This window comes from Pyxidicoccus trucidator, assembly GCF_010894435.1.
GTDB lineage: Bacteria > Myxococcota > Myxococcia > Myxococcales > Myxococcaceae > Myxococcus > Myxococcus trucidator.
Genome location: NZ_JAAIXZ010000009.1, coordinates 219,842 through 243,683, shown reverse-complemented (window position 1 = coordinate 243,683; position 23,842 = coordinate 219,842). Strand labels below are relative to the sequence as shown.

Sequence of the window (23,842 nt, the reverse complement as noted above, 5' to 3'; positions counted from 1 at the left end):
GGCCCCCAGCCCACGAGGACACCCCCCATGAACCGCTATTCTTCCGCTCTGGTCGCCGCCCTTCTCTTCGCTGGCAGTGCGCAGGCCGCCGACTCCCGCCGCAACCACGTCGAGCGCTCCCAGGACCGTCAGGAAATCCGTCAGGACCGTCGGGAGCAGCGCGACGACCGCCGTGACGTGCAGGAGCTGCAGGCCGTCCTCAATCGCTTTGACAATGCCTGGGCGCGCGGGAACGCGCGGGAGATGCGCGCGGTGGAGGACGCGCTGCACCGGCTGCTCCGGGCCGAGCTGGCGGAGAGCCGCGCGGAGCTGTCGGCGGACGTGCGTGAGGCGCGGCGCAGCCAGCGCGAGGTGCGCTCCGAGCGGTGGGAGGTCCGCAACGACGCGGCCTGGGGCCGGGGTGGGGCGCACTCGAACGACCGTCGGGACGACCGCCGCGATGCGGCGGACGACCGCCGCGACGTGAGGGTGGAGGCGGCCTCGCTGCGCACGCGGCAGGTCATCGCCCGGGAGCTGTCGGAGCTGGAGGGCATGCGTCGGGATGGGGCGCTGCACCGCAAGCGCGCGCTCATCGTGGAGCTCATCCAGCTGGGCCAGCAGGAGCTGAACCAGGGGCGGCAGGAGATGCACGAGGACCGGCGTGAGCAGCGCGAGGACCGCCGCGAGAGGCGCGAGGACCGCCGCACGCAGCAGCCGGTCCGCCAGGACTGGCGCCGCATCTAGGCCCGCCTGAGCGTCGGGGCCCGGAGGCTTCGCCCTCCGGGTGACACTCGCCCGCGCCGGCCGCTCACGGCGCTTCCTCCAGCGGAGTCGCCGGTATTGACTGCCGCGCATGGGCATCTGGTCGAAGAAGAGCATCGCCCAGCTCCAGGGCGACGAGGGGGCCGGGCACGAGCTGCGCCGCACGCTCACCGGCTTCCACCTGACGCTGCTGGGGGTGGGCGCCATCATCGGCGCGGGCATCTTCGTGGTGACGGGGACGGCGGCGGCGCAGCATTCGGGGCCGGCCATCATCCTGGCCTTCGTGCTGGCGGGCCTGGGCTGCCTCTTCGCGGGCCTGTGCTACGCCGAGTTCGCGGCGATGATTCCGGTGGCCGGCAGCGCCTATACCTACGGCTACGCGACGCTGGGCGAGCTGGTGGCCTGGATCATCGGCTGGGACCTCATCCTGGAGTACCTCTTCGCCTCCTCCACGGTGGCGGTGGGCTGGTCCGGCTACTTCACCGCGTTCCTGCGCGACTACCTGCACGTGCACCTGCCGCCGGCGCTCATCACCGCGCCCTTCGAGGTGGCGGCGGGCTCGCACGTGCCGCACCTCACCGGCGCCATCGTCAACCTGCCGGCGGCGCTGCTGGTGGGGCTGCTGACGGTGCTGCTCGTCGTGGGCGTCCACGAGTCCGCGCGGGTCAACAACATCATCGTCTTCCTGAAGGTGACGGTGGTGCTGCTCGTCATCGGCTTCGGCGCCTTCTACGTCGAGCCCGCCAACTGGACGCCCTTCATCCCGGAGAACACCGGCACCTTCGGCGAGTTCGGCTGGAGCGGCGTGCTGGCGGGCGCGGGCGTCATCTTCTTCGCCTTCATCGGCTTCGACGCCGTGTCCACCGCCGCGCAGGAGACGCGCAACCCGCAGAAGGACCTGCCGGCGGGCATCCTCGGCTCTCTCGCGGTGTGCACGCTGCTGTACGTCCTCATGGCGGCGGTGATGACGGGCCTGGCGCACTACAGCACCCTCAACGTGCCGGAGCCCGTGTACGTGGCCATCTCCCAGGCGGGGGAGTCGCTGAACTGGCTGCGGCCCATCGTCAGCCTGGGGGCCATCGCCGGGCTGTCCTCGGTGGTGCTGGTGATGCTGATGGCCCAGCCGCGCATCTTCTACGCGATGTCGCGCGACGGACTGCTGCCGCCCTTCTTCTCCCGCGTGCACCCGCGCTTCAAGACGCCCTATGCCTCCACGCTGCTGACCGGCGTGGTGGCCATGGTGGTGGCGGGGCTGTTTCCCATCGGCCTGCTGGGGCAGCTCGTCTCCATCGGCACCCTGTTCGCCTTCGTCGTCGTCTGCGGCGGCGTCCTGGTGCTGCGCTATCGCAGCCCCGAGCTGCCCCGGCCATTCCGCACGCCCTTCGTCCCGGTGGTGCCGGTGCTGGGCATCCTCATCTGCATGTCCCTCATGGTGGGCCTGGGACTGGAGACGTGGCTGCGCCTCCTCGGCTGGCTGGCCCTGGGGCTGGCCATCTACTTCGGCTACGGCCGCAAGCACTCCCGCATCGGCCATGGGGAGCGTGCCGCGGCGGGCCCTCCTCCAGCCGACCTGGGCGGTCCGCTCTGAGCGCCGGGGCGCCCGTCAGGGCTTGAGGGACACGGGCTCGAAGTGGATGCGCTCGCCGTGGGGGCGGGTGAAGAAGAGTCGCACGGCCATGCGGGGGTGCGCCTTCTGGAGCTCCTCCGCGGCGTGGCGCAGGTCCGTGAGCTGCTGCTCCGCGACGAACTCCGGGCCCAGGGCGCCATGCCGCGTCTGGTAGTACCCGCAGCCCGCGTGCGCCAGCAGCAGCACCTCGGTGATGTGGTGCCCCTCGATGAGGAAGCGCGCGGCGCGGGTGATGACGTCGCTCTCCAGGTAGTCCGCCACCCAGCGGTTGAGCAGCGCGGGGCCGCCGGGAATCGTCAGCGTGTCGATGCGCTCGTGCCCGAGGTGCTGCGCGAGGTCCTCGACGGCATCCGTGAACCGCCCGTCCGAGCAGTAGATGGCGAGCACTGTCGGGTGCGTGTGCTCGTAGGGGACGCGGGAAACGAAGGCATTTTCGTCGGACATGCCTCCCAGTCTACCCGGGACGGCCCGGGCGCCTGCCCGTCCGGCCGCCGGGCTTCGGACGCCTTGGGTGACTCACACACTTCTTCACACAGGCCGGGTAGCCAGGCAGGGCGAGCGCCGTTAAAGACGCGCCATGTCTCTCTCTGGACTTCGACTCGAGCGGGCGCGCGCCTCCCAGCGGTTCGTGGACGGGCACTTCCGCAACACCGCGCCCATCGACGCGGGCCTCCAGGGCAACCCGCTGCCGTTGCTCGGCGAGTACTTTTTCGGGGGTGCGCAGCGGACGCCGCCCGCGCCTCTGCCGCTCTTGAGACCGCTGGAGGCGTGGGCGCGCCGGCCGGACAGCGGCTTCCGGGTGACGTGGCTGGGCCACAGCACGATGCTGCTGGAGCTGGACGGCGCGCGCATCCTGACCGACCCCGTCTGGGGCGCGCGCGCCTCGCCCCTGGCCTTCGCCGGGCCGAAGCGGTTCCACCCGGCGCCCGTGCCGCTGGAGTCCCTGCCGGAGCTGGACGCGGTGCTCGTGTCGCACGACCACTACGACCACCTGTGCCGCGCCACCATCACCGCGCTGGCGAAGCGGCGTGTGCCGTTCATCACCGCCCTGGGCGTCGGCGCACACCTGGAGGCGTACGGTGTGGCGCCGGAGCTCATCACCGAGCTGGACTGGTGGGAGGAGGCCCGCGTGGGCCCGGTGGGCTTCACCGCCACGCCGTCGCAGCACTTCTCCGGGCGCGGCCTGGGGGACCGCAACGAGACGCTCTGGGCGTCCTGGGTGCTGACGACGGACCGGCGCCGCGTCTTCTTCAGCGGCGACACCGGGCTGACGCCGGAGTTCGAGGAGATTGGCCGCCGGCACGGGCCGTTCGACCTGGTGATGCTGGAGGTGGGCGCGTTCCACCCGAGCTGGGGTGGCATCCACCTGGGGCCGGAGAACGCGCTCAAGGCCCACGCGATGCTCGGCGGCGGTCCGCTGATGCCCGTGCACTGGGGCACCTTCAACCTGGCGCTCCACGCGTGGGACGAGCCGGCGGAGACGCTGGTGCGCCTCGCCGCGGAACAGCGGGTGCGCCTCTTCACTCCGCGCCTCGGCTCCGCCGTCGAGCCCGCGCACGTGGAGACGGTGACGCCCTGGTGGCGCGAGGTGGGCGCGGTGGAGCTGGCAATGAGGCCCGTGACGGGCGGGTAGGGCAGCCGGTGCGGGCTCGCTGCCCGCCTGCGAGTCCGCGAGGCCTCGCCTGGCTACGCGGGCTCGGACTTCAACCGGACCAGCTCCATCCTCACGCTCCTGTAGCTCTCCTTCTTCGGGTCGGGCCCGTCGTTGTTGCTCCAGTTGAAGTTCTTCAAGAACGTGGCGCCCGCCTGCACTCCCCGGAGGAACAGCGTCCGCAGCTCCTCGGGCTTCATGTCGAAGTTGAGCCATTGGTAGCCCGTCGTGTCTACCTGGGCCAGCAGGTGCCGGTAGTCCGGGTGACGGAAGATGAAGTCGTCATCCAGGGTGTGCCGCGCCGAATCGAAGATGGCCTGGGCCAGGTGCTTGAGCCGGGTGACGGAGGTCGGCGCCCGACCGCTCAGCCTCACCCCGAAGGTGGGGGCACTGGGGATGCCTTCCCGGTGGAAGATGTTGATGGGGAAGTTGGACATGATGCCGCCGTCGATGAACAGGTATTCGTTCTCCGGGCCCGGGCACGTGTCCGAGGAACCGGGCACCGGCCCTCCAGTCCTCTTCTCCCAGTGGATGGCGCGCTTCTTCGCGATGGACTTCGGCAGCTTGACGCGCATGGGGTGGAAGAAGAACGGCACCGACATGGAGGCCCGTACGAAGCGGGCCGGGTTGACCTGCTCCGGGTCCTCGAAGAAGAGCTCCGCGTGTTTCGGGAACTCCGCCTTGAACCGGGTAGTCACCTCGGCGGCGATGAGCGACAGGCGGCATTCGCAGTCGTAGCTGTCCATCGGCGCCTCCTGGCGCCGCTTGAGTCCTGGCAGCAGCGCCATGCGCTCGCGCAGCTTTTCCGCCGTGTCCATCCCGCACTCCTTCAGGATTCCTCGGACCCAGGATTCGAACTCCTCACCCGGGTGGATTCCCAGCTCCCTGCGAAGGGACGTCGCCGCGAAGGGGCCGAACAAGAAGCGTAGGAACCTGAAGCGCTTGGCCATCAGGAGCTTGCTGAAGAGTCGGGCGCCCCAGTTGCCGTCCATGAACTGGCTGAGGTTCTGCTGGGCAAGCGCATTCAGCAGTTTCTCGCTCTTCTTCTTGTCCTTGTCGTCCACCGCCGCCAGGAGCAACGCGGTGATGGAGCCCGCCGACGTGCCCGCGAGGTCCAGGAAGCGGATGCCCACCTCTTCCAGCGCGTGCACGTAGCCCAGCAGTGCAACGCCGAGCATGCCGCCGCCCTCCATCACCAGGTCGACGTACTGGGTCTCGTTGTCGCCGATGATGTCTGAGAAGTGCTTGTTCTTCACCGCGGTGCGGAGGCTCTCGATTTCGGAGCGCACGGGGGCGTATTCCGTGAAGTAATCGGCCCGCAATTCCGCATGTCTCTCCATGTGTTCCCCCTCTGGGGAGCCGCGCCTCGCGGCCCCTCGACTGATTTCTCCAGCCCCAGGGAGGAGTCTGGGTTCCCGGGGGTGTGATGCATCTCGGGGAACGGCTTCCTAGCTTCAAAGCCGGGCCCTCACCCAACGGGGTCCGTCGAGGCTTGGGGGGAGCGGCATGCCAGCGGAGACCGATGACAAGCTGCGCGACGAGGGCTCGTTGCCCGGTGAAGAGCCCCGGACCCCGGACTCGGACTTCGGCGACTCCTTGCTGAGGGCGGTGGTGCAACGGCGACCGCCATTCCGGATGCCGGCGGTGGGGGAGCGACTGGGCGGCCCCGACGGGCTGCGCTTCGAAATCATCGAGGAGCTGGGCGGCGGTGCCATGGGGCAGGTCTTCCGTGCCTGGGACAAAGAGCTGCAGCGGGAGGTGGCGCTCAAATTCCTGCTGTCGGCCGAGAGTGTCGGTGATCGCCCGCTGGTCTCACTGCTCCGGCGGGAGGCCCGGGCCATCGCCCACCTGGACCACGAGAACATCGTCCGCATCTTCGACGTGTCCGAGCTGACGGGGGCGGCCGGAGAGCCACGCATCCCCTGTCTCGTCATGGAGTGCCTGGAGGGAGAGTCGCTCGAAGCGCTGCTGCGTCGGGAGCCGCGGCTCGGGCTGCGGCGCTCGCTGGAAATCATGAGCGCGGTGGCCGCGGGGCTGGCGCACGCGCACGAGCGCGGCATCGTCCACCGCGACCTCAAGCCCAGCAATGTCTTCATCACCTCCCAGGGGGCGGTGAAGCTGCTGGACTTCGGGCTGGCCCACCTTCCGACCGCCACCGGCTCGCCGCTTCCGCACCAGCCCACGGCCGGTACGCCGTCCTACATGGCTCCAGAGCAGTGGCGTGGCGAGAAGCAGGACGCCCGCACGGACGTCTGGGCGGCGGGCGTCATCCTCTTCGAGATGCTGACCGGGAAGCGGCCCTACGTGTGCGGCACCCTGGACATGATGCGCCAGCAGATACTCTCTCCGGAGCCCGTATCCTCGGTGCGCACGCACGTGCCGGAGCTGCCCGAGGAGGTGGAGGCACTCGTGGCCGCGGCGCTGGCCAAGGATGCGCGGCGGCGCCTGCCCTCCGCGCAGGAGCTGCGCGACTGGCTGCAGCGGCTGGAGGAGCGGTTGGGGCCCTGGCGCGAGCAGCCTCGCACGTTGGCCCCCCAGCGGAGGCAGGTGACCCTGGTGTCCTGCACGCTCTCCGGGCTGGCGGAGACGCTGGACGCCGAGGACTTCAGCGAGCTGGAGGCCGCCTTCCACCAGAGCAGCTCCGAAATCATCCAGCGGCACGGCGGCTCGCTGACCACCTGCGTGGCGGACGCGGTGCTGGCCTGCTTCGGCTATCCCCTGGCGGAGGAGGACGACCCGGAGCACGCGGTGCGGGCGGGGATGGCGCTGAGCCACTCACTGCCGGACGTGCTGCGCAAGCAGCTCCCCCACCTGCCCCTGGGGACGCTGGCGGTGGGCGTGGGCCTGCACACCGAGATGGTCGCGTTCGATGACATCAACCCGGAGCTGCGCGGACGCACCCCCACCATCCAGGGCGAAGCCCCGCGCATCGCCGTCTGGCTGGCGAGGCAGGCCGGTGTCGATGAGGTCATCCTCAGTCAGGCGACGCACACCCTGGTGCAGCGCTCCTTCGATGTGCAGAGCCTCGGCATCCGCACCTTCGAGGGCCTGGCCGGAGAGCGGAAGGTGGAGCGCTGGCGGGTGGTGCGCGCGCGCAAGGCGGTGTTCCGCTTCGACCGGGCGCTGGCCCTCGGGACGCTCTCTCCGCTGGTGGACCGCGAGCGGGAGCTGGGACAACTGCTGGAGTGGTGGGCGCGGGCCGAGCAGGGCCAGGGGGCGCTCGTCCTCCTCACGGGCGAGGCGGGAATCGGCAAGTCGCGCCTCATCCAGGAGCTGCGTGCACGGGTACCGCTGGAGGGCAGCATCCACCTCCGCTGCCAATGCTGGTCGCAGTTCAACAACAGCGCCTTCTATCCCATCACCGCCATGCTGCAGCACCTGTTCCACCTGGACCCGGAGGGCTCGCCGAGGCAGAACCTGCGTACGCTCGAGGAGCAGCTGGGGGCCTTCGGGCTGGCTCCGGAGCAGATGGCCCTCATCGCTGCCTTCCTCTCGCTGCCCGTCAAGGAGAACTACCCACTCCTCCAGCTATCGCCAGAGCGGCAGAAGGAGCGCACCTTCGAGGCGCTCGCCGCCCTGTTGCTCCGGGTCGCGCGGGAGCAGCCCGTGCTGGGAGTGGTCGAGGACCTGCATTGGGCGGACCCGTCCACGCTGACGCTGCTCGGCTACTTGATGGAGAAGCTGGAACACTCACGGGTGCTCCTCATCCTCAGCGCTCGTCCCGGCAGCAAGCCCCCCTGGTGGGAGGATGCGCGGCTGCACCACCTGTCCCTGGAGCGGCTGTCAGCGGAGCTGACCGGGACGCTGGTGCAGGAGGCGGCGGGTGGGCTCGTCCTGTCCGAGGAGATGGTGAGTCAACTGGTGGCCAAGACGGACGGCATCCCCCTCTTCGTTGAGGAGATGACGCACATGGTGTTGGAGCGCGCCACCACCGACGACGCCCCGCCCTCCTTCGGAACCCTGCGGAGCATCCCCGTCACCCTGCACGGGCTGCTGCTGGCTCGCCTCGACATGCTGCCCGCGCGACAGAAGGCCCTGGCCCAGCTGTGCTCGGTGGTGGGGCGCTGCTTCTCCCTCTTGCTGCTGACCACGCTGACGCGGCGGAGCCCCGCCGGGCTGCGGCGGGACGTGGATGCCCTGGTGTCCGCGGGGCTGCTTCAGAGAGTGGAGGATGCGGAGCTCTGCTTCCAGTTCCGCCATGGGCTCCTCCAGGAGGCGGCCTATCAATCCCAGCTGCGCGGCACCCGTCGCCAGCACCACAGCCGGATTGCCCAGGCCCTGGTGGAGCAATTCCCTGACTGGGTGGAAGCACAGCCGGAGCTGCTCGCCCACCACTACACGGAGGCCGGCGAGTGCCAGGCGGCGGTCCAGCACTGGGCGCGGGCCGGCATTCGCGCCAGCCTGCGCTCGGCCAACCGCGAGGCGGTGAACCACCTGCAACAGGCGCTGAGGCTGCTGCGAGCCCTGCCGGACCGGGACCAGCACATCCGCGAGGAGCTGCAGCTGCTCATCGCGCTGGGAATTCCCCTCTCACAAGAGCAGGGCTACCGCTCGTCCGACGTCAAGCAGGTCTACTCCCGGGCGCGCGAGCTCTTCCATCAGGTGGGCGAATCCCTGCCGCATCTGGAGCTGTCCTACTGGGGACCCTTCGGCTACTACTTCGCGCGAGCCGAATACTCCCTGAGCCATGAGCTGGCGGAGCAGCTGGTGGACCTGGGCCAGCGCCAGGACAACCGGGAGCTGCTCGCCCTGGGTTACCGGATGATGGGCGCTGACTTCTTCACCTGGGGGCGGGTGAAGCAGGGGATGGAGTACGTGGAGCGCGCGCTGGCCTGCTCGGAATTCACCCTCGAGGAGCATCGGGCCCTGGCGGTGCGGCACTGGACGAACCCACGCGCCATGGCGCTCATCTACGCCAGTGTCATCGACTCCGTCACCGGCCAGGAGGCGCGGGCCCGGAACTTCGAGCGGGAAGCGCTGGAGCTGTCCAGGCGCATCGGGCATCCCCACACCCTGGCCTACGTGCTGACGTACGCGGGCGTGGCCCGCATGATGCGCCGGGATGCGGCAGGCACCCTGAAGCTGGCGGAAGAGAACCATGCCCTCTCGCGTGAGCACTGGTTCCGCCTCTGGCTCATGTGGTCGGGATTGCTCCTCGGCTGGGCCCGCTCCGAGCTGGGGCATCCCGAGGAAGGGCTGGTGCAGGTGCGCTGCTGGCTGGGCCAGTGGCGGAAGGCGGGCGTTCGGGCCGGGATGCCTCACAACATCGGCCTGCTGGCCGAGGTGCATCTGCGCCTGGGGCAGCCACACGAGGCCCTGTCCGCCGCACGCGAAGGACTGAAGTGGGTGGCGGCCTACCGGGAGTCCTACTTCGAGTCCGAGCTCTACCGGATTGAAGGCGAGGCCTTGCGTGCGCTGGGCCGGCTGGAAGAGGCACGCGACAGCTTCTTGCAGGGGGTGCGCGTCGCGTACGTGCAGGGCGCGCATGGTTTCGAGCAGCACTCGCTGGAAGAGCTGGACCAGCCACGGCCTGAAGCCGGCATCCAGTAGGGAGTGGGCATGATAGTCCCAGACTATCGAAACGAGCAGAACAATGTCATGGCGGTTATGACGCTCCGGCACCATCTTCTCAGGGCATCGGAAGGGGAAGGAGACCTCAAGATGGTCATGGCATTGGCGGGACTCGGCTCAGGAGCACTGCACGCGCTGTCGGGGCCGGACCATCTGCTCAGCCTGGCGCCGCTGTCGGTGGGACGTCGCCAGGGTGCGTGGCGGGTGGGCCTGCTCTGGGGCCTCGGTCACGGCCTGGGCACCCTCGCCGCGTCGGCGGTGTTGCTGCTCGTCCTCTCCACGGTCCACCTGCAAGGCGTCGAAGTCTGGGCCGAGCGGGTGGCCGCGCTCGCGTTGATAGGCATGGGCGCCTGGGGGCTGCGGCGGCGCGCCTTCTCCGGGCCGCCCGAAGCGGCGAACCGGGGTGTGGTGGCTGTGGGGCTGGTGCATGGGCTCACCGGAGCTGCGGCCCTGCTGCTCATCCTGCCCGTCGCGGTGTCCAGCTCCCTGGCGGACCAGGCGCTCTACCTGGGCGGCTTCTCCATTGGCAGCACCGTGGCCATGGCCGGGCTCACCGCGGGCATCGCCAGCTTCTCCCAGTCGCGCCGGTTCTCCCCGGCGCTGGGCGCGCGGGTGCCGAAGCTGGCCTCCTCGCTCTCCATCGCGCTGGGGGGCGCCTGGATGGTCGGCAGCCTGTAAGGCCCCTCGGGAGGAGGGCTGCTCACCTTCGAGACTGTGTCCCCCGCCACGCGAGCTCCACCAGGGAGAGCACCGCCTTCGCATGCCCGCCGTTCAGGTCGCTCTCCGGGAAGACGTCGAGGGGCTGCTCGGGAGGGATGCCGCGCGCCTCGTACAGCTTCCCATCCGCGTCCAGGTACAGCTCGTTGGACAGCTCCATGCGCCACCCGTTGGGCAGCGGCTTGACGAGCACGTCGGAGAAGGCGCCCCGGGTGGGGGTGCCCACGTGCGTGACGTTGGGCAGCGCGCGCATGGAGAGGGTGAAGATCTCCCCGGCGCTCACGGTGACGTCGCTCGTCACGAGATACACGGGCCCGGTGAAGCGCGGCCCGGTGGCGGGCTCCACGTAGAAGGGCTGCGGCGCCATGTCCACCTGTCGGGGCCGCTTGGTGTACGCGAGGTGCCGCGCCTCCGCGAAGCGCGCGGCGATGTCCCGGGCGACGGCGTCATGGCCTCCACGGTTGTTGCTCACGTCCACGATGACTGCCCGCGCCCCCTGGAAGGACGTGAGCGCCTCGTCGAGCGCGGCCTTCAGGGCACGGCGCTCGTCCGCCAGCGAGCCTTCTCCCTCGACGACGCCGCCCATCGTCAGCACGTTGAGGTAGCCGATGTCGCCGATGCGCCCGTGGAAGATGCGCTGGTTCGCCACGTGGTGGCCCGCGCCCTTCAGCAGCGTCTGGAGGATGCCGTCGCGGTACACGCCCAGCCACGCCCGCTTCGCCTCGCGGGCCGGGACGCCGTTCTTGAGCGCCTCTGCCTCCACGCGCTTCGTGGTCAACCCCTGGCCCTCGCTGAAGGCCAGCTCCTCGCCGTCGACCTCGGCGATGAGGCCGGTATGCGCGTCCTCCAGCCCCTTCAGCATGTCGGTGAAGACGCCGAACAGGGCGCGCGCGTCCGTCGCGTCGGTGACTCGCGGGCGATGCGCGGTGACGCGCGCCTTCCAGTCCACGCCGTACTCCGGGAAGAAGGAGTACTGCTCCGTGAAGGTCGCGGCGAACACGTCGAACAGGCGCGGCGGTGTCCACGTCACGGGGGCCTCGCAGGCCGCGGGCAGGGCAGGGATGCGCTGGAAGAAGTACCGCGTCTCGCCAGGCTCACCGAGCAGGGCCAGCGCGTCCGCCGCTGTCCCCGGCGCGAGGTAGGCGAGTGACGCCAGCAGGCTGTCCTCTCCGCCAGGGTCCGGGTAGCAGCCGGCCGCCGTCTCGTGGTGCAGCTTCAGTCCCGCCGCCGTCACGGAGAGCAGCAGGCCGTAGCCGCGAGAGCGCCAGGTGCCGCGCGCCGCCTCCACGGGCACGCCGTCCTGCACGAGGAGGACGGGCGCCTCGACGGGGACGGGCCGCGCTCCCGGGGGGGAGGTGGCACAGCCCACGAGTCCCGCGCCGAGCGCGAGCAGGGCGCAGGCCGCGCGGAGGAAGTCCAGGTGTCTCAAACGAGCCCTCTCAGGTGAGGGCGCGACGCTAACGGAGAATGGGCACCTGGACGCCTGTAAACGCCGCGCGAGGGGAGGGCCCGACACCCACGGAGCATCGGAACCCTCACTCAAGGAGAAGCCGTCGCCGTTACTCGGCCTTCTTCGGTGCGTTGACGGGCTCGACGACGCGGTGGATGGGGAACAGCTCCCCGCTCTTGATCATCCCGTCGAGGAACTGCCAGCGGCAGAAGCCGTCATCGGAGTGCGGTTCGAGCAGGTACACGGCCAGCGTGCCGGCACGCTGCGCGGTGGGCACGTACAGCATGCCCTCGGGGAACTCGCGTGTGGTGCGCTCGGGGGCCACGGTGAGCACCGTCTCGAAGCGCACGGGCTTGGGCTTCTGGCTGAGCGGCACCTCGGCCTCGCCGGGGGGCGGCACGTTCGCCGCCACGTCGGGGCTGAAGGTCTCCTCGCGTCGGGCCACCAGGTAGCTGTCCACCGTGAAGCGCCGCGCCGAGGTCAGGCGCTCGAAGCGGATGCCGTGCCCCTCCAGCCGCGTCGCCAGCTCCGCCGGGACGAGGTAGCCCGCCGGGGTGCTCACCGCCTGGGTGGGGATGAACGTCCGGTAGTGGGGGATGCGGTACGTGCGCTTCTTCTTCCCGGGGTAGCGCCGCGCGGCGATGCTCGCCTCGTCGTAGGCGAGGATGTGGGCCACGTCGCCGGGCTTCGCGTGGGCGGGGTACTCGAAGACGAGCGCGCCCTTCTCGTCACGCGTGGCGACGCCGTAGTTGATGCCCACCAGCGCCTGCGGGTCGGGCGACTCGCCGCGCGCGATGATGCGCTCCTCCTCGGCGGCGGTGATGGCGCGGTACGCGGTGGCGTGCTTCGCCGCGTCGCGCAGCAGCTCCAGCAGCCACGCCCGTATCACCGCGCAGCGGCGCGGGAAGTCGATGTAGCTGTACGTCTCCAGCAGCACGTCGATGCGGCCGAGCAGCCCCCGGTAGTGGCTGCCGAAGCGGGGCAGCGCGGGGTAGGTGTGCCAGCCGGAGTTCGGGTCGCCCTCCACCTTGTAGTTGCCGTACCAGAAGCTGTCGAAGTCGTGGCGCCCCTTCACGGCCTTGGAGACGCGCTCCAGCATCTCGCGGTTGTACTCGCGCAGCTCCGCGAAGAGGGGCTCGTTGGAGTGCGAGGTGTCGAAGGTGAGGTCGCAGGCGTGGATGCTGCCGTCGGTGGTGTGGCAGTCGATGAACACGTGGGGCCACCACGTCTGGTGCAGCGAGGCGAGCGCGCGCGTCTCCGGCGCCTCCTGCTTCATGTTGTCGCGGTTGAGGTTCCAGCCCTCGCCCGTGTAGCGCATGCCCACGCCGCCCTCGGGGTTCACCTGGCCCTCCAGGTCCTTGAGGTTCAGCTTGCGGTTGTTGGGGCTGATGCGGTCATTGCCATCCGGGTTGAAGTTGGGGACCAGCACCAGGCACAGCCGGTCCAGCAGCTTCTTGCCGAGCTTCGTCAGCGTGAGGTCCCGGGTCAGGGCGAGCAGGGCCTCCTTGCCCTCCACCTCGCCAGCGTGGATGTTGGCCTCCACCAGCACGATGACTTTCTTCTGCTTGCGCGCCAGCTCCGGCGTGAAGCAGTTGCGGTCGCTCACGATGAGGGCGACCAGGGGCTGGCCCTCGCCGCTCTTCCCGAAGTCCACGCGCCGGACGAGCTTCGTGCGACGGCAGAGCTCATCCACGAAGGCGAGCACATCCGAGTGACGAGAGGTCTGCGTGTACTTCGAGGCTTCGGCGCGGGTGAGCAGCTCAGTCATGGGCGCGCATCCGAGTCCTCCCCCAGGCACCTCGTCAAGCACTTGTGTGCCGGGTAGGGGGCGCGCGCGCCCGGCGGGGCTGACCGCGCGCGGCAAGCAGGTACGTCAGTGCTGGAAAATGGTGAGCCCGGCCGGGCTGTCCTCCCGACCGGGCTCGGTTTGCTGCCATGGGTGAGGTCCGCACGTTTGAAGTCTCCGCCTCAGGTTGAGACCTCGCGTCCTGCGATTGAACGACCGCCGCGCAAAGCGGATGGAGCGGCGGGCTGGAATTGCACCAGCATCTCGAGGGGGCGGGCGGAAACGGTCGATCGGACCTGCGACAGCGAATGCTGAGCTTGGAGTGAGAATCTGATGCTGGGGTGCTTCGCGGTCTCGTGGTGTCGCTTGCCTCTACCAGTTGGGCTACCCCGTCGCAGGTTGGGATGACGGGGGCAGGACTCGAACCTGCACTGAAGGCGACCCGGGAACGCTCGGCGTCAGTCTGCTGCTGAGTTTGAGTTTGTACTCCGAAAGGTATTGCGGCGCTCAGGCTAGCCGAAGAGGTAGCCGAGGAGGGAATCGCCGGCCTTCAGCTCCTCCACCTCCACGGCGTTGGCCTCTTCACGGGCGAACTTGACCGCCTGCTGCAGCTTCTCGACACGCTCCAGCATGTCGTTGACGCGCATGGCGGGCAGGGCGCCGGAGAACTTCACCGTCTTCCAGTAACCGACGACGATGTCCTCGTAATACACCTCCACCTGGGCCGGGTGCTTCTCCGTGGCCTCGGACTTCACGTGGTTGCGAGGGACCTTCTTCGTCTTCGCGGTCTGCACCGCCTCGGTCGCCCACAGGCCCTGCGCCGGGTCTGGCACCCAGCTCTCGGACGGGTCCAGCGTGGGGAGCTTCTGCACGAAGGTGTGCAGGTCCACCAACTGCTTCTCCAGGAAGAGCAGGTAGGTCGCGGGCGCGCCCTTGAGCAGGACCTTGCCATCCACGCGCACGTCCGCCCGGGCGTTGCAGTTGGTGAGGTCCTTGGTGGCGGTGACGTCAAAGAGCCGGGAGAGGATCTCCTTGGTCTTCTTCAGGACGTCGTCGGTGCGCACCTGCACGCGGGTGGACTCGGGCGGGAAGCGCTCGCCCTCCTCGTCACGGGGCTGATAGGTGCGGGAGATGCCGGCGAGGAGCTGGGGTTTCTGCAACTCGTGGTGGGCCTGCGTGAGTTCCTGCTGGGAGCGGGTCTTGACGCCCTTCTCCACGGCGATGATCTGGTTCAGCCTGGTCATGACGGTCTTCGATTCTTGTCGTTCGTTTGCTCCAGTCGACGCGCCGGGCCGCCACCGCCTGACAATCCGAGGCGCTTCCGCTGGCGGACACGCGCACGGCCCCGCGGGACGGCCGGGGAGCGGCCGGGTGGGCTGGTAGCATGACCCTCTCTCCAGCGAATCGAGAGCTGTCATGCGTGCGTTCCAGGCTGTCCCGCTCCTCCTGCTCGTCTTCGTGGCCTCCTGCAGTGGCGCACAGACCGCGGAGGACCCCTCGAAGCCTCCTCGTCCGAAGACGACGGTGGAGGTGGAGAACCGGAAGACCACCGACCTCAACCTCTACGTGCTCAACGGCGCCCGGCGCATCCGCCTGGGCACGGTGCCGGGGATGGCGACCCGCAACTTCGTCATCCCTCCTCACATGATTGGCGAGGCGGACAGGGTCCGCTTCGGCGTCGAGGTCATCGGGACCTTCGGGGATGAGCGCATCGGCTCCGAGCGGCGCTTCACCAGCGAGGAAGAGCTGCCCGTACGCGCCGGTGAGCAGCTCTCCCTGACCATTCAATAGACGCGAGGCTCACCGCGTGGGTCCGCGGTGAGCCCCGGCCTCAGGGGTGACTGAGGGGATTCGCCGGGTCGGTCCCGGCGGCCCGCTCGTCACCGTCCAGGTACCCGTCGAGGTCTCTGTCCAGCGCCATGCGCGGGCCCGAGCCGGGAGGCGCGCAGGTGAACGTCAGCGTGCCGTAGTACCTCCCCGCGGACCCGCGAAGGGCGGTGCTGGAGATGAAGGGCCGCGCCTGCTGGTCGCTCAGGAACTGCCCGCTCCCCACGTAGAGGAACCCCTCCTCCTGCTGTCCGCTCCGCCCCTTCGCGACCAGCTCGCACTCGCCAGCCTGCGCGCGGGCCAGCAGGAGGCCGAGACGAGGACCGGCCACGGCCGCGTTGCTCGCGGTGAGCGTCACCTGCTGCCCGACGATGGGCGCCAGGTTGCTCTCGAAGGCCAGCATGTACAGCTCCATGTTCTTCTTCGCCTCGCGGCCCTGGGGCGTATGCGGAATGCCCACGGGGTTGAGCAGCGACAGGTCGAAGCCGCTGTTGAAGCGGAACAGGGTGGGGATGGTGCCATCGCTGTTGAAGCCGAAGCCGCGAATCTGGTCGCCGAGGAACGCATCTCCGGGGACGGTTCCGGATTCGAACGCCACGCCGAACATGCCGACCTTCTGGTACATGTTCCGCAGGTGGGGCACCTTGGGGAACTGCCGTCCCGCATCGAAGCCCGAGCGGCCGTCGGCGCCGAAGAAGCCCTTGAAGGCGCCCTCGCTGGGATTCGCGCCAAGGTCCAGCGTGTGGCAGGACTGACACGAGCCCTGGAAGTCGCTGGTGACGTTGGCGAAGAAGTCCTTCCCTGCCTGCTGCGCGGGCGTCAGCGAGTTGTCCAGGTTGCGGATGGGGTTGGGCGGGTAGGCGATCTGGAGGGCGAAGTCGGTGAACTTCTGCATCTCCTGGGGCGTGAGCTGCGCGCTGCGCCCGAGCAGGTCCATGAACGCGGGGTTGAACTGCTTGAAGGCCACGCCCTCGTTGAAGGCGCCGCCGTTCGGCTGGGCGTTGGCCGCTTCGCTCCCGCCATTCCTGTCACCCCGCCAGTGCATGGGGCCGTGGTTGGCCATGCCGCGCAGGCTCTGCGTGGCCATCGGGCCCTTGAGGGGATGGAAGGACGTGTCCTGGCCGAGGGTGGGGTCGTCGCCGAACTCGGGCAGGATGGGGATGACGGGGCTGGGGTTGGCCTTCACGACGCCATCCGGGTTGCCCAGGTCCCAGACCAGGCTGTCGAAGTCGCCGAAGATGTGGCAGCTCGCGCAGGACGAGTCGCCATGGCTGGAGCTCCGCCGCGCGTCGTAGAGGAACGGACGCCCCTGCACCACGCTCGCCGGCTCCGGGTTGAACATGGGCAGGTGCGCGACTTCCTGGCGCGTGGTGGTGTTGACCACGGAGATGGCGTTGTCGAAGCGCGTCAGCACGTAGAGCCGGCCGCGCGCCTCGTCCAGCACCACGCCGGTGGGGCCGCCGCCGCTCAGCTGAATCTGGTTGGCCGTGCTCGGCACGAAGGTGTCGGCCTCCAGCGCGGCGGTGGAGTACACGCCCAGCTTGGACGAGCCGAACGCCGCGACGTAGAGGGTGGCGCCGTCGGAGGACACGGACATCCCCAGCGGCTGCGCGAGGCTCTTCTCGCCCTCCGCGTTGGGCACGGGCGCGCAGCAGGTGTCGTAGTCGATGTGCTTGTTGAGGTGCCGGGGCTTCACGCCCGAGCCCAGCACGGTGATGCGGCTCTCATGCAGGTGGCCCCGGAGGCTGCTGCCCGCGAAGAGGCCGGGCCCCTCGAAGCGCAGGTCGTTCCGGGCCTCGGTGTTGCTGACGTAGACCTTCCCGTTCACGGGGTTGACGGCCATGTTGAACAGGATGGTGCCCACGCCGGTGTAGACACCGGACGGGCCGGAGACTGGCGCCGGAGGATTGGCGGTGGCGGAGATGGCGAACACGTCCTTGTCCGGCAGGGAGAACCTCACCTTGTCCGTCCAGGAGCGGCCCAGCACGTCCAGCCAGTCCTGGCCGTTGTACTTGAGGAGGACGGAGGCCTCCGGCGCCGGCACGCCCTGGAAGTTGATGTTGGGGCCGGGGCCGCCGCCTACCTCCTCGCCGCCATCGGGGACGAGCGCTTCGCCGAGGACCGTGGTGCGGTTGCCGGAGTGGAACACCGCCGCGTAGACGCGCGAGCCGTCCGGTGTCGCCGCGAGCGCGCGGGGCGTGTCTCCGAAGAGGGGGATGATGGTGAGTGGGCTGCCGCCGAGCGTGTTGCCCAGGTTCTCCGCGTCGAACACCCAGACGTCGGCCCGGCCGACACCCGGCGTGGTGAGCTGCGGGTCGAAGGGCGCATTCTGTCCCCGGTGCGCGGCGGTGATGAAGGCACGCCTGCGGCCCGGCCCGGCGAAGACGATGTCGCGCGGCTCATCGCCGACGAGCAGCGTCCGCACCACGGCGCCGCCAGTCCCGCCTGCGTCGATGCGCACGACGCTGATGCTGTCGGACAGGTGGTTGACGACCCAGACCTCGTCGTTGGTCCGAGCGGCGACGGCGACGGGCTCCATCCCCACCGACACCGAGCCACGGTGGGCGAGGCCGTTGTGGGTGACTTGGAAGATCTCCAGGCGGTTGTCGGGTGTGTTGACCGCGAAGAGCAGCTTCCCATTGGGAGAGAGCGCCAGGGGCCGGACCTGACCGCTCTCGAAGAGTGTGTAGGGTGCGGCGGAGGCGGGGCGAGCCGCCATGACGACGGACAGCAGCAACGCGGCGATGACAGCTCTGGAAACGCTTCGGAGCAGCAGTCTGCGATTTGCCTGCATTGATCCCCCTTGAGGAGCCGCCGCATCTTCGTGGCACCAGTAAGGGACGTGCAATATTGGACACCCGGTCGGCGGTCGATACGGGTGGATGATTGTGAACACAGCGGAGTGGCCGCAGCGCGTCACCGCGACTGCTTACGAACCCGCTCCCAGGCTTCGATGATGCGGCGCGTCTCATCCTGGGCCAGCGCCTGAAGCTTCGGACCCAGCTGGGCGACCTTGTCGGGATGGTACTGGGCCACCAGCGCGAGGTAGGCCCGCCTCACCTCGGGAAGTGGTGTCTGGGGTGGGACTCCGAGCACCTCCCACGGTGAGGGGGGCGGTGCGTCACGGGGAGCAGCGGGCTCCCGTGGCGCCTCTTCGTCCGCCTCGGGTTCGTCCTCGGGTTCGTCCTCGTCCTCCTCGGGCGCGTCCGCTTCGTCTTCGTCCGCTTCGGGCGCGTCGTCGTCCGCGTCGGCCCGCGGCTCCTCCGCCTCGGCCTGTGGCTCGACGGTGTCGGCGGCGCGGTCGAACCTCACTCCACAGGTGGAGCACAGCAGCTTCTCGTGCTTCGCGCCGAACTCCCCCGGGACGACGCGGAGGTCGAAGCAGTCCCCGCACACGATGTTCCGGCAGTCCTCACAGCGGGCGGCGGACTGCGCCTCTTCCAGGCCCTGGGCGCACCGGGCGCAGTCCTCGGGAAGCGGTGTCTCCTCTCCACAGTGCACGCAGAAGACCCACCCCCGGTCGAGGCTGCTCTCGCACTTCATGCACTCCAGGCCACCGTTCCCGGGGTGTTGCCAGTGCCTGGCCTCGCCACACCAGGGGCAGAAGGGCATGAGCCATGCCAGCTTCCCCGTGCAGTTGGCGGCGTCGCAGTCGAACTCGAGCCTGTACCCCCTGGCGACGGGGCGGGGCTCGTGGTCCTCCTCGAACGACTCGCCGCACGCCCAGCAGCAGTTGAAGAGCGGATGCGAGGGCGCACCACAGGCGTCACAGGCCGGGTTGCCGTGCTCATCCTTCCAGTCGACCTCGTCACCACAGTCCGGGCAGAAGCCCATGCACTGCTTCACGCGTGGGTGGACGCACGACTCACGCGCGGCCCGTGCCGCCCGCTCTCGTTGCCCGGGCGGCGCGGGGAAGGGCGGTGTCTCGCCCCGGTCCGCCAGGTGCTCCCACAGGCAGGACCGGCACACCCGCTTCCTCGGAGCTCCCGCGTCCAGTGCCCGCGTGCCGACACAGGTCTGGCACACGGCATCCCCACAGACCGCACAGGTGCCCGTCAGGCGGCGGCCCCCGAGGCCCAGGATGCCGGACGTCAGCGGCTCCAGGCAGCACGGACAGGCTCGCATGCGGTTCCCTCGCTGGATGTGGGCCCCTGTCCCCTGAGCCGTCGAACGCAGCTCTCCCGAATGCCCGAATCGGCCTCGGAGATCCAGAAACCGCCGGTATCAAGGAGGGGGGCGCGTGCCCTGGTCGGCCAGCCGAGGTATACCCACCCACCCACCCACCGGGACCGGAGCCACCCAGGCGCCGCCCCGGTCCGCTCTCGGAGGTGCCCGGGAGCCGACCCATAGACAGAGGAAGACGCTCGTGGCCGGAAGTAGCCTGTTTGCCCTGCTGGATGACATCGCCAGCCTGCTGGATGACGTCGCGGCCATGACCAAGCTCGCGACCAAGAAGACCGCTGGCGTCCTGGGTGACGACCTCGCGCTGAACGCGGAGCAGGTGACCGGCGTCACGGCGGACCGCGAGCTGCCCGTGGTCTGGGCGGTCGCCAAGGGCTCCCTGGTCAACAAGGCCATCCTGGTGCCCGCCGCGCTGGCCATCAGCGCCCTGATTCCCTGGGCCATCGTTCCCCTGCTGATGCTGGGCGGTGCCTTCCTCTGCTTCGAGGGCGTGGAGAAGCTGGCCCACAAGTTCCTGCACAGCAAGGACGAGGACGCGGCCCACCATGACGAACTCGTCAAGGCTGTCGCCGACCCCGCGGTGGACATCGTCGACTTCGAGAAGGAGAAGATCAAAGGCGCGGTCCGGACCGACTTCGTGCTGTCCGCGGAGATCATCGTCATCTCGCTGGGCACCGTCGCCGCCGCGACCTTCGGGCAGCGGGTCGCCGTCCTCGTCGGCATCTCCCTCATCATGACGGTCGGCGTCTATGGCCTGGTCGCCGGCATCGTCAAACTCGACGACGCGGGGATCATCCTCAGCGCGAAGAAGGGCACCAGCCCCTTTCGCGGGTTCCAGCGCGCGCTGGGCCGGGGACTCCTGGTGGGCGCCCCCTATCTGATGAAGACGCTCTCCGTCGCCGGCACCGTCGCCATGTTCATGGTCGGCGGCGGCATCCTCACCCACGGCATTCCGCCCGTGCACCACCTCATCGAGAACCTCGCGCACGGCGCGGGCACCGTGCCGGGTATCGGCGGTGTCCTGGCCGCGCTCCTCCCCACGGTGCTCGATGCGGTGTTCGGCGCCATCGCCGGCATCGCCATCCTGCTCGTCGTGACGGGAGTGACGCGCGCCGTCCGCGCGGCGCGCCCGAAGCCCGGCTAGGTCCTCCGCGACTGCGTGCGCCACCGGTTCCTCGTGCCCGCGAGTGAACCGATGGCGCATGTCATTCTCAGGTTCTTGGAGACAAAGAAGCGCTGTAGGGCTATTCAGGGAAAGCAATCTTCCCGAGGAGTCAGCCCATGCGCTCGAAGTGGCGGTCGACGTTCATGACGGTGATGTGCGGTGCCTCGCTGATGGGAGGCGCCGCGCTCTCGGAGCCCTCCGTGGCGCCCGGCACGGAGTCCCTTCGTGAGTCCCCGGCGGGAAGTGCCGTGAGCTGGGTGGAGGAGCTGGCCACGGGAGAGGGCACGAGCGAGCTCGTGCGCACCCGCGACGGGCTGCTGTTCGAGCCCTCCGGCGTCATGCGCAGGCCCGAGGGACACCGGCGGCTGATGGGCCTCTACACCTTCCCGGCCCGCGGGCTGGAGCAGCCCGTGGACACCGTCCGCCCGCTGCTCCAGGCGAAGCTCTTCCCTGGCATGGAGCTGGAGGTGGACGTCCGGGTACGTACCCTCAGCGGCGCCTGGAGCGAGTGGAGCACCTCCACCGCGGGAGAGGCCGTGCGCCTGCCCCGCGCCGGCACCGAGGTGCAGGTGCGGCTGGCGCTCCTGGCGGACGAGCACGGCCGAGGTCCCCTGGTAGGCGAGGTGAAGCTGGAGGGGAGCCTGGAGGGCGGCACCTCCCAGGACGCGGTGCAGAGCCTGGCCCCGTTGAGCTACCGCATCTATGCCACGCGCGAGGGGCTGGTGGGCGGCACGACGGCCAACGGCCATGTCATCAAGACCAATGACCGCTTCGTGGCGCTGCCGTCGCGCCGGGCGCTCGCGTCCAAGGGGGGCTCCGAGTACCAGGTGCGGGTGTGCTACTCGAAGACGGCGAAGTGCACGACGACGTCCGTCTGGGACGTGGGGCCGTGGAACACGAAGGACGACTACTGGAATCTCTCCAGCGTCCGCGAGATGTGGAAGAACCTGCCGCAGGGCAAGCCCGAGGCCCAGGCCGCCTACCAGGATGGCTACAACGGTGGGCTGGACCAGTTCGGGCGCCGGCCGTCCAACCCCGCGGGCATCGACATCGCGGATGGCTCGTTCTGGACGGACCTGGGGATGAGCAACAACGACTGGGTCGACGTGACGTACCTGTGGACCACGGGCGGCGGTACGGGCACGGCCCTCGTCGTCGACAGCCACAACGCCAACAACAACGCCGCCAACGCGCGCTTCTCGATGGTGGGCACCTGGGCCCAGGGCACCAGCGCCGGCTTCTACGGCAGCGGCTACTACTACGCCTCCACCGAGGCCATCTCCGCGCCGGCCGTCTTCGAGTTCTACCTGCCGGCGGCCGCCACGAAGACCCTCGACGCGTGGTGGGTGGCGGGCACCAACCGCTCGCCGACCGCGCCCTTCATCGTCACCACCGCGTCGGGCAACGTCACGGTGAACGTGAACCAGCAGGTCAACGGCGGCCGGTGGAACACGCTGGGCACCTGGGCCTTCCCGGCCGGCTGGAACAAGGTGCAGCTGAGCCGCTGGACGACCGCGGGCTACGTCGTCATGGCGGACGCCATCCAGGTGCGCTGACGCCTCAGGCGTTCACCACCTCCTCGGGCGCCGGGGCACGGCGCATGGGCTGTGCCCCGCCGTACGTCAGTGAGCGCGTCACCCACTCGACGGGGCCGAAGCGGAAGCGCCTCAGCCAGAGATGGCTGAGGACGAGCTGGAGGGCGAACAGCGTCAATGCCACCCCCAGCTGCGCCGCCGAGCCCAGGCGGCCCATGAGGCCCAGCCCGTAGCCGTAGAAGAGCAGCACGCCCATCACCGTCTGCAGCAGGTAGTTCGACAGCGCCATGCGGCCCACCGGCGCGAGCACCTCCAGCAGCCGCCGCCACGGGGCGCGCTGGAAGAGCAGGGTGATGGCCGCGACGTAGGCCCCCGCCATCCCCAGCTCCGCGAGGTTGCGCACCGGCCCCATCACCCAGGGCAGCCACGGGAGGGTGTCCGGCAGCAGCACCTTGCGCTGCATGAGCTGCCCGACGAGCACGCCCAGGCCGCTGGTGAGCAGCCCCACCCCGAGGCCCCACCCGAGCAGCCGGCGGAAGAAGCCCAGGTGCCGGGGCGCGTCGTGGAAGAGGCGGCGGCGCCCTGCCCACAGGCCCAGCAGGAAGCGGCCGACGATGACGGGCAGGAACATGCGGAGCCCCCGGAAGAGGTCCCCGACGTAATACGCCGCGCCGTCGCGCACCGTGTCGAGCCACGAGCCGTGCATGAAGGCCTCCAGCACCCGGGCCCGGACGACCGTGGCGTGCTCGTTGGCGGCCTTCAGGGCTTCCGCCGCGCCCGGCGAGCCCAGCAGTTGGGGCAGCCGCAGCGCCAGCTGTCCCAGCGGAACGCCGAGCAGGATGAACCCCGCGGCCCAGACGAGGAGGGTGCGGTCCGACCGCCCATGGAACAGCAGCAGCGCGAAGCCCAGCAGGGCGTACGTGCTGACGATGTCTCCCTGGAAGAGGAGGAACAGGTGCGCGAGGCCAAGGCCCAGCATCACCACCAGCCGTCGCACGTAGAGGGGAATCCCCGAGGTGCCGCGGAGCTCGGCGCGCCCCAACTGCACCGCGAACCCCAGGCCGAACAGGAACGAGAAGATGGTGATGAACCTGCCGCTGATCAGCGGGCCGAAGGCGTGGTTGACGATGCTGTCCAGCCTGGTCGGGTCCCCGTAGGTCGACTCGTACTGCGCGCGTGACAGGAACATCCGCCCGCTGAACCACAGGTAGACGTTGGCCATGAAGACGCCGCACAGCGCGAAGCCGCGCAGTGTGTCGAGCAGGATGACGCGCTCGCCCGTGTCGACCGGCCGGGCTTCCGCGCTGAAGGTGGGGGTGGAAGTCATGGCGGGGAGGGCTGCAAGCCGCACGCCCTGGCGCTTCGCGTCGTCGCCCCGTGTCACGACGGCTGCGATGTCCGTGTCTGGGATTGCCGATTCCCGCAGCTGGGATTGTTTGGACCCCCCAGGGTTTGCAGTCTCGTGACAAGGGATTCCCGCTAAACCGTAAATTTATGACAGACTGGCGGTATAGGTTTTTCACGGAAAGTATGCTTTCCTTTGTCGTCAGCAGCCGGCCCCATCCCGGGCGGCTCACCCCGCAACGCGTA

Annotated in this window: 16 protein-coding genes; 8 read left to right on the top strand and 8 right to left on the bottom strand. The window is 69.5% G+C overall.

Going from position 1 to position 23,842, the window contains the following annotated elements:
• The first annotated feature begins 27 nt into the window (after positions 1 to 27).
• Together G4D85_RS25500 and G4D85_RS25495 are read left to right on the top strand one after the other, a co-directional pair.
• Positions 28 to 723: a hypothetical protein gene (locus G4D85_RS25500; RefSeq protein ID WP_205525696.1), complete on the top strand. Its 696-nt coding sequence runs from the start codon at positions 28 to 30 to the stop codon at positions 721 to 723.
• 109 nt (positions 724 to 832) lie between these two features.
• Positions 833 to 2,329, top strand: coding sequence for an amino acid permease (locus G4D85_RS25495; protein WP_164016502.1), 1,497 nt, complete (start codon positions 833 to 835; stop codon positions 2,327 to 2,329).
• 15 nt (positions 2,330 to 2,344) lie between these two features.
• Here G4D85_RS25495 and G4D85_RS25490 read toward each other — a convergent pair whose 3' ends face one another.
• On the bottom strand, positions 2,345 to 2,812 hold the full coding sequence (locus tag G4D85_RS25490; RefSeq protein WP_164016500.1) for a carbonic anhydrase: 468 nt from the start codon (positions 2,810 to 2,812) through the stop codon (positions 2,345 to 2,347).
• Between the two features lie 133 nt (positions 2,813 to 2,945).
• On the opposite strand from G4D85_RS25490, the gene G4D85_RS25485 reads away from it, so the two are divergent.
• A complete protein-coding gene (locus G4D85_RS25485; RefSeq protein ID WP_164016499.1) occupies positions 2,946 to 4,001 on the top strand; it encodes an MBL fold metallo-hydrolase in 1,056 nt (351 codons plus the stop codon).
• Positions 4,002 to 4,054: 53 nt separating this feature from the next.
• Here G4D85_RS25485 and G4D85_RS25480 read toward each other — a convergent pair whose 3' ends face one another.
• The gene (locus tag G4D85_RS25480) at positions 4,055 to 5,359 is read right to left on the bottom strand and encodes a patatin-like phospholipase family protein (RefSeq protein ID WP_164016497.1); all 1,305 of its coding nucleotides are present in this window, start codon (positions 5,357 to 5,359) and stop codon (positions 4,055 to 4,057) included.
• Between the two features lie 166 nt (positions 5,360 to 5,525).
• Here G4D85_RS25480 and G4D85_RS25475 point away from each other — a divergent pair, with 166 nt between their 5' ends.
• A complete protein-coding gene (locus tag G4D85_RS25475) occupies positions 5,526 to 9,569 on the top strand; it encodes a protein kinase domain-containing protein (protein WP_164016495.1) in 4,044 nt (1,347 codons plus the stop codon).
• Positions 9,570 to 9,686: 117 nt separating this feature from the next.
• Positions 9,687 to 10,268, top strand: a complete 582-nt coding sequence (locus G4D85_RS25470) for a hypothetical protein (RefSeq protein WP_240359489.1) — start codon at positions 9,687 to 9,689, stop codon at positions 10,266 to 10,268.
• Positions 10,269 to 10,290: 22 nt separating this feature from the next.
• On the opposite strand, the gene G4D85_RS25465 is transcribed toward G4D85_RS25470, so the two are convergent.
• From G4D85_RS25465 to G4D85_RS25455, 3 genes are all read right to left on the bottom strand, one after another.
• Positions 10,291 to 11,736, bottom strand: a complete 1,446-nt coding sequence (locus tag G4D85_RS25465; protein ID WP_164016492.1) for a S41 family peptidase — start codon at positions 11,734 to 11,736, stop codon at positions 10,291 to 10,293.
• Between the two features lie 130 nt (positions 11,737 to 11,866).
• Positions 11,867 to 13,525, bottom strand: a complete 1,659-nt coding sequence (locus G4D85_RS25460) for a M14 family zinc carboxypeptidase (RefSeq protein ID WP_164016490.1) — start codon at positions 13,523 to 13,525, stop codon at positions 11,867 to 11,869.
• Positions 13,526 to 14,055: 530 nt separating this feature from the next.
• Complete coding sequence (locus tag G4D85_RS25455; protein WP_164016488.1) at positions 14,056 to 14,787, bottom strand: DUF7873 family protein; 732 nt, start codon at positions 14,785 to 14,787, stop codon at positions 14,056 to 14,058.
• 172 nt (positions 14,788 to 14,959) lie between these two features.
• Here G4D85_RS25455 and G4D85_RS25450 point away from each other — a divergent pair, with 172 nt between their 5' ends.
• Positions 14,960 to 15,334, top strand: a complete 375-nt coding sequence (locus G4D85_RS25450; RefSeq protein WP_164016486.1) for a hypothetical protein — start codon at positions 14,960 to 14,962, stop codon at positions 15,332 to 15,334.
• A gap of 40 nt (positions 15,335 to 15,374) precedes the next feature.
• Here G4D85_RS25450 and G4D85_RS25445 read toward each other — a convergent pair whose 3' ends face one another.
• Both G4D85_RS25445 and G4D85_RS25440 read right to left on the bottom strand, forming a co-directional pair.
• Positions 15,375 to 18,164 (bottom strand): beta-propeller fold lactonase family protein, encoded by a 2,790-nt coding sequence (locus tag G4D85_RS25445; RefSeq protein WP_164016483.1) that lies wholly within the window; start codon positions 18,162 to 18,164, stop codon positions 15,375 to 15,377.
• A 122-nt stretch (positions 18,165 to 18,286) separates the two neighbouring features.
• Positions 18,287 to 19,495, bottom strand: a complete 1,209-nt coding sequence (locus G4D85_RS25440; RefSeq protein ID WP_164016481.1) for a J domain-containing protein — start codon at positions 19,493 to 19,495, stop codon at positions 18,287 to 18,289.
• A gap of 241 nt (positions 19,496 to 19,736) precedes the next feature.
• Between G4D85_RS25440 and G4D85_RS25435 the strand changes: the two genes are divergently transcribed.
• Together G4D85_RS25435 and G4D85_RS25430 are read left to right on the top strand one after the other, a co-directional pair.
• Positions 19,737 to 20,696, top strand: coding sequence for a DUF808 domain-containing protein (locus G4D85_RS25435; RefSeq protein WP_164016479.1), 960 nt, complete (start codon positions 19,737 to 19,739; stop codon positions 20,694 to 20,696).
• A 137-nt stretch (positions 20,697 to 20,833) separates the two neighbouring features.
• Positions 20,834 to 22,273: a golvesin C-terminal-like domain-containing protein gene (locus G4D85_RS25430; protein WP_164016477.1), complete on the top strand. Its 1,440-nt coding sequence runs from the start codon at positions 20,834 to 20,836 to the stop codon at positions 22,271 to 22,273.
• A 4-nt stretch (positions 22,274 to 22,277) separates the two neighbouring features.
• Here the strand turns inward: G4D85_RS25430 and G4D85_RS25425 are convergent, their stop codons facing one another.
• Positions 22,278 to 23,579 carry a DUF418 domain-containing protein gene (locus G4D85_RS25425; protein WP_164016475.1) on the bottom strand — a complete coding sequence of 434 codons (1,302 nt, stop codon included), beginning with the start codon at positions 23,577 to 23,579 and terminating at the stop codon, positions 22,278 to 22,280.
• Positions 23,580 to 23,842 lie beyond the last annotated feature (263 nt).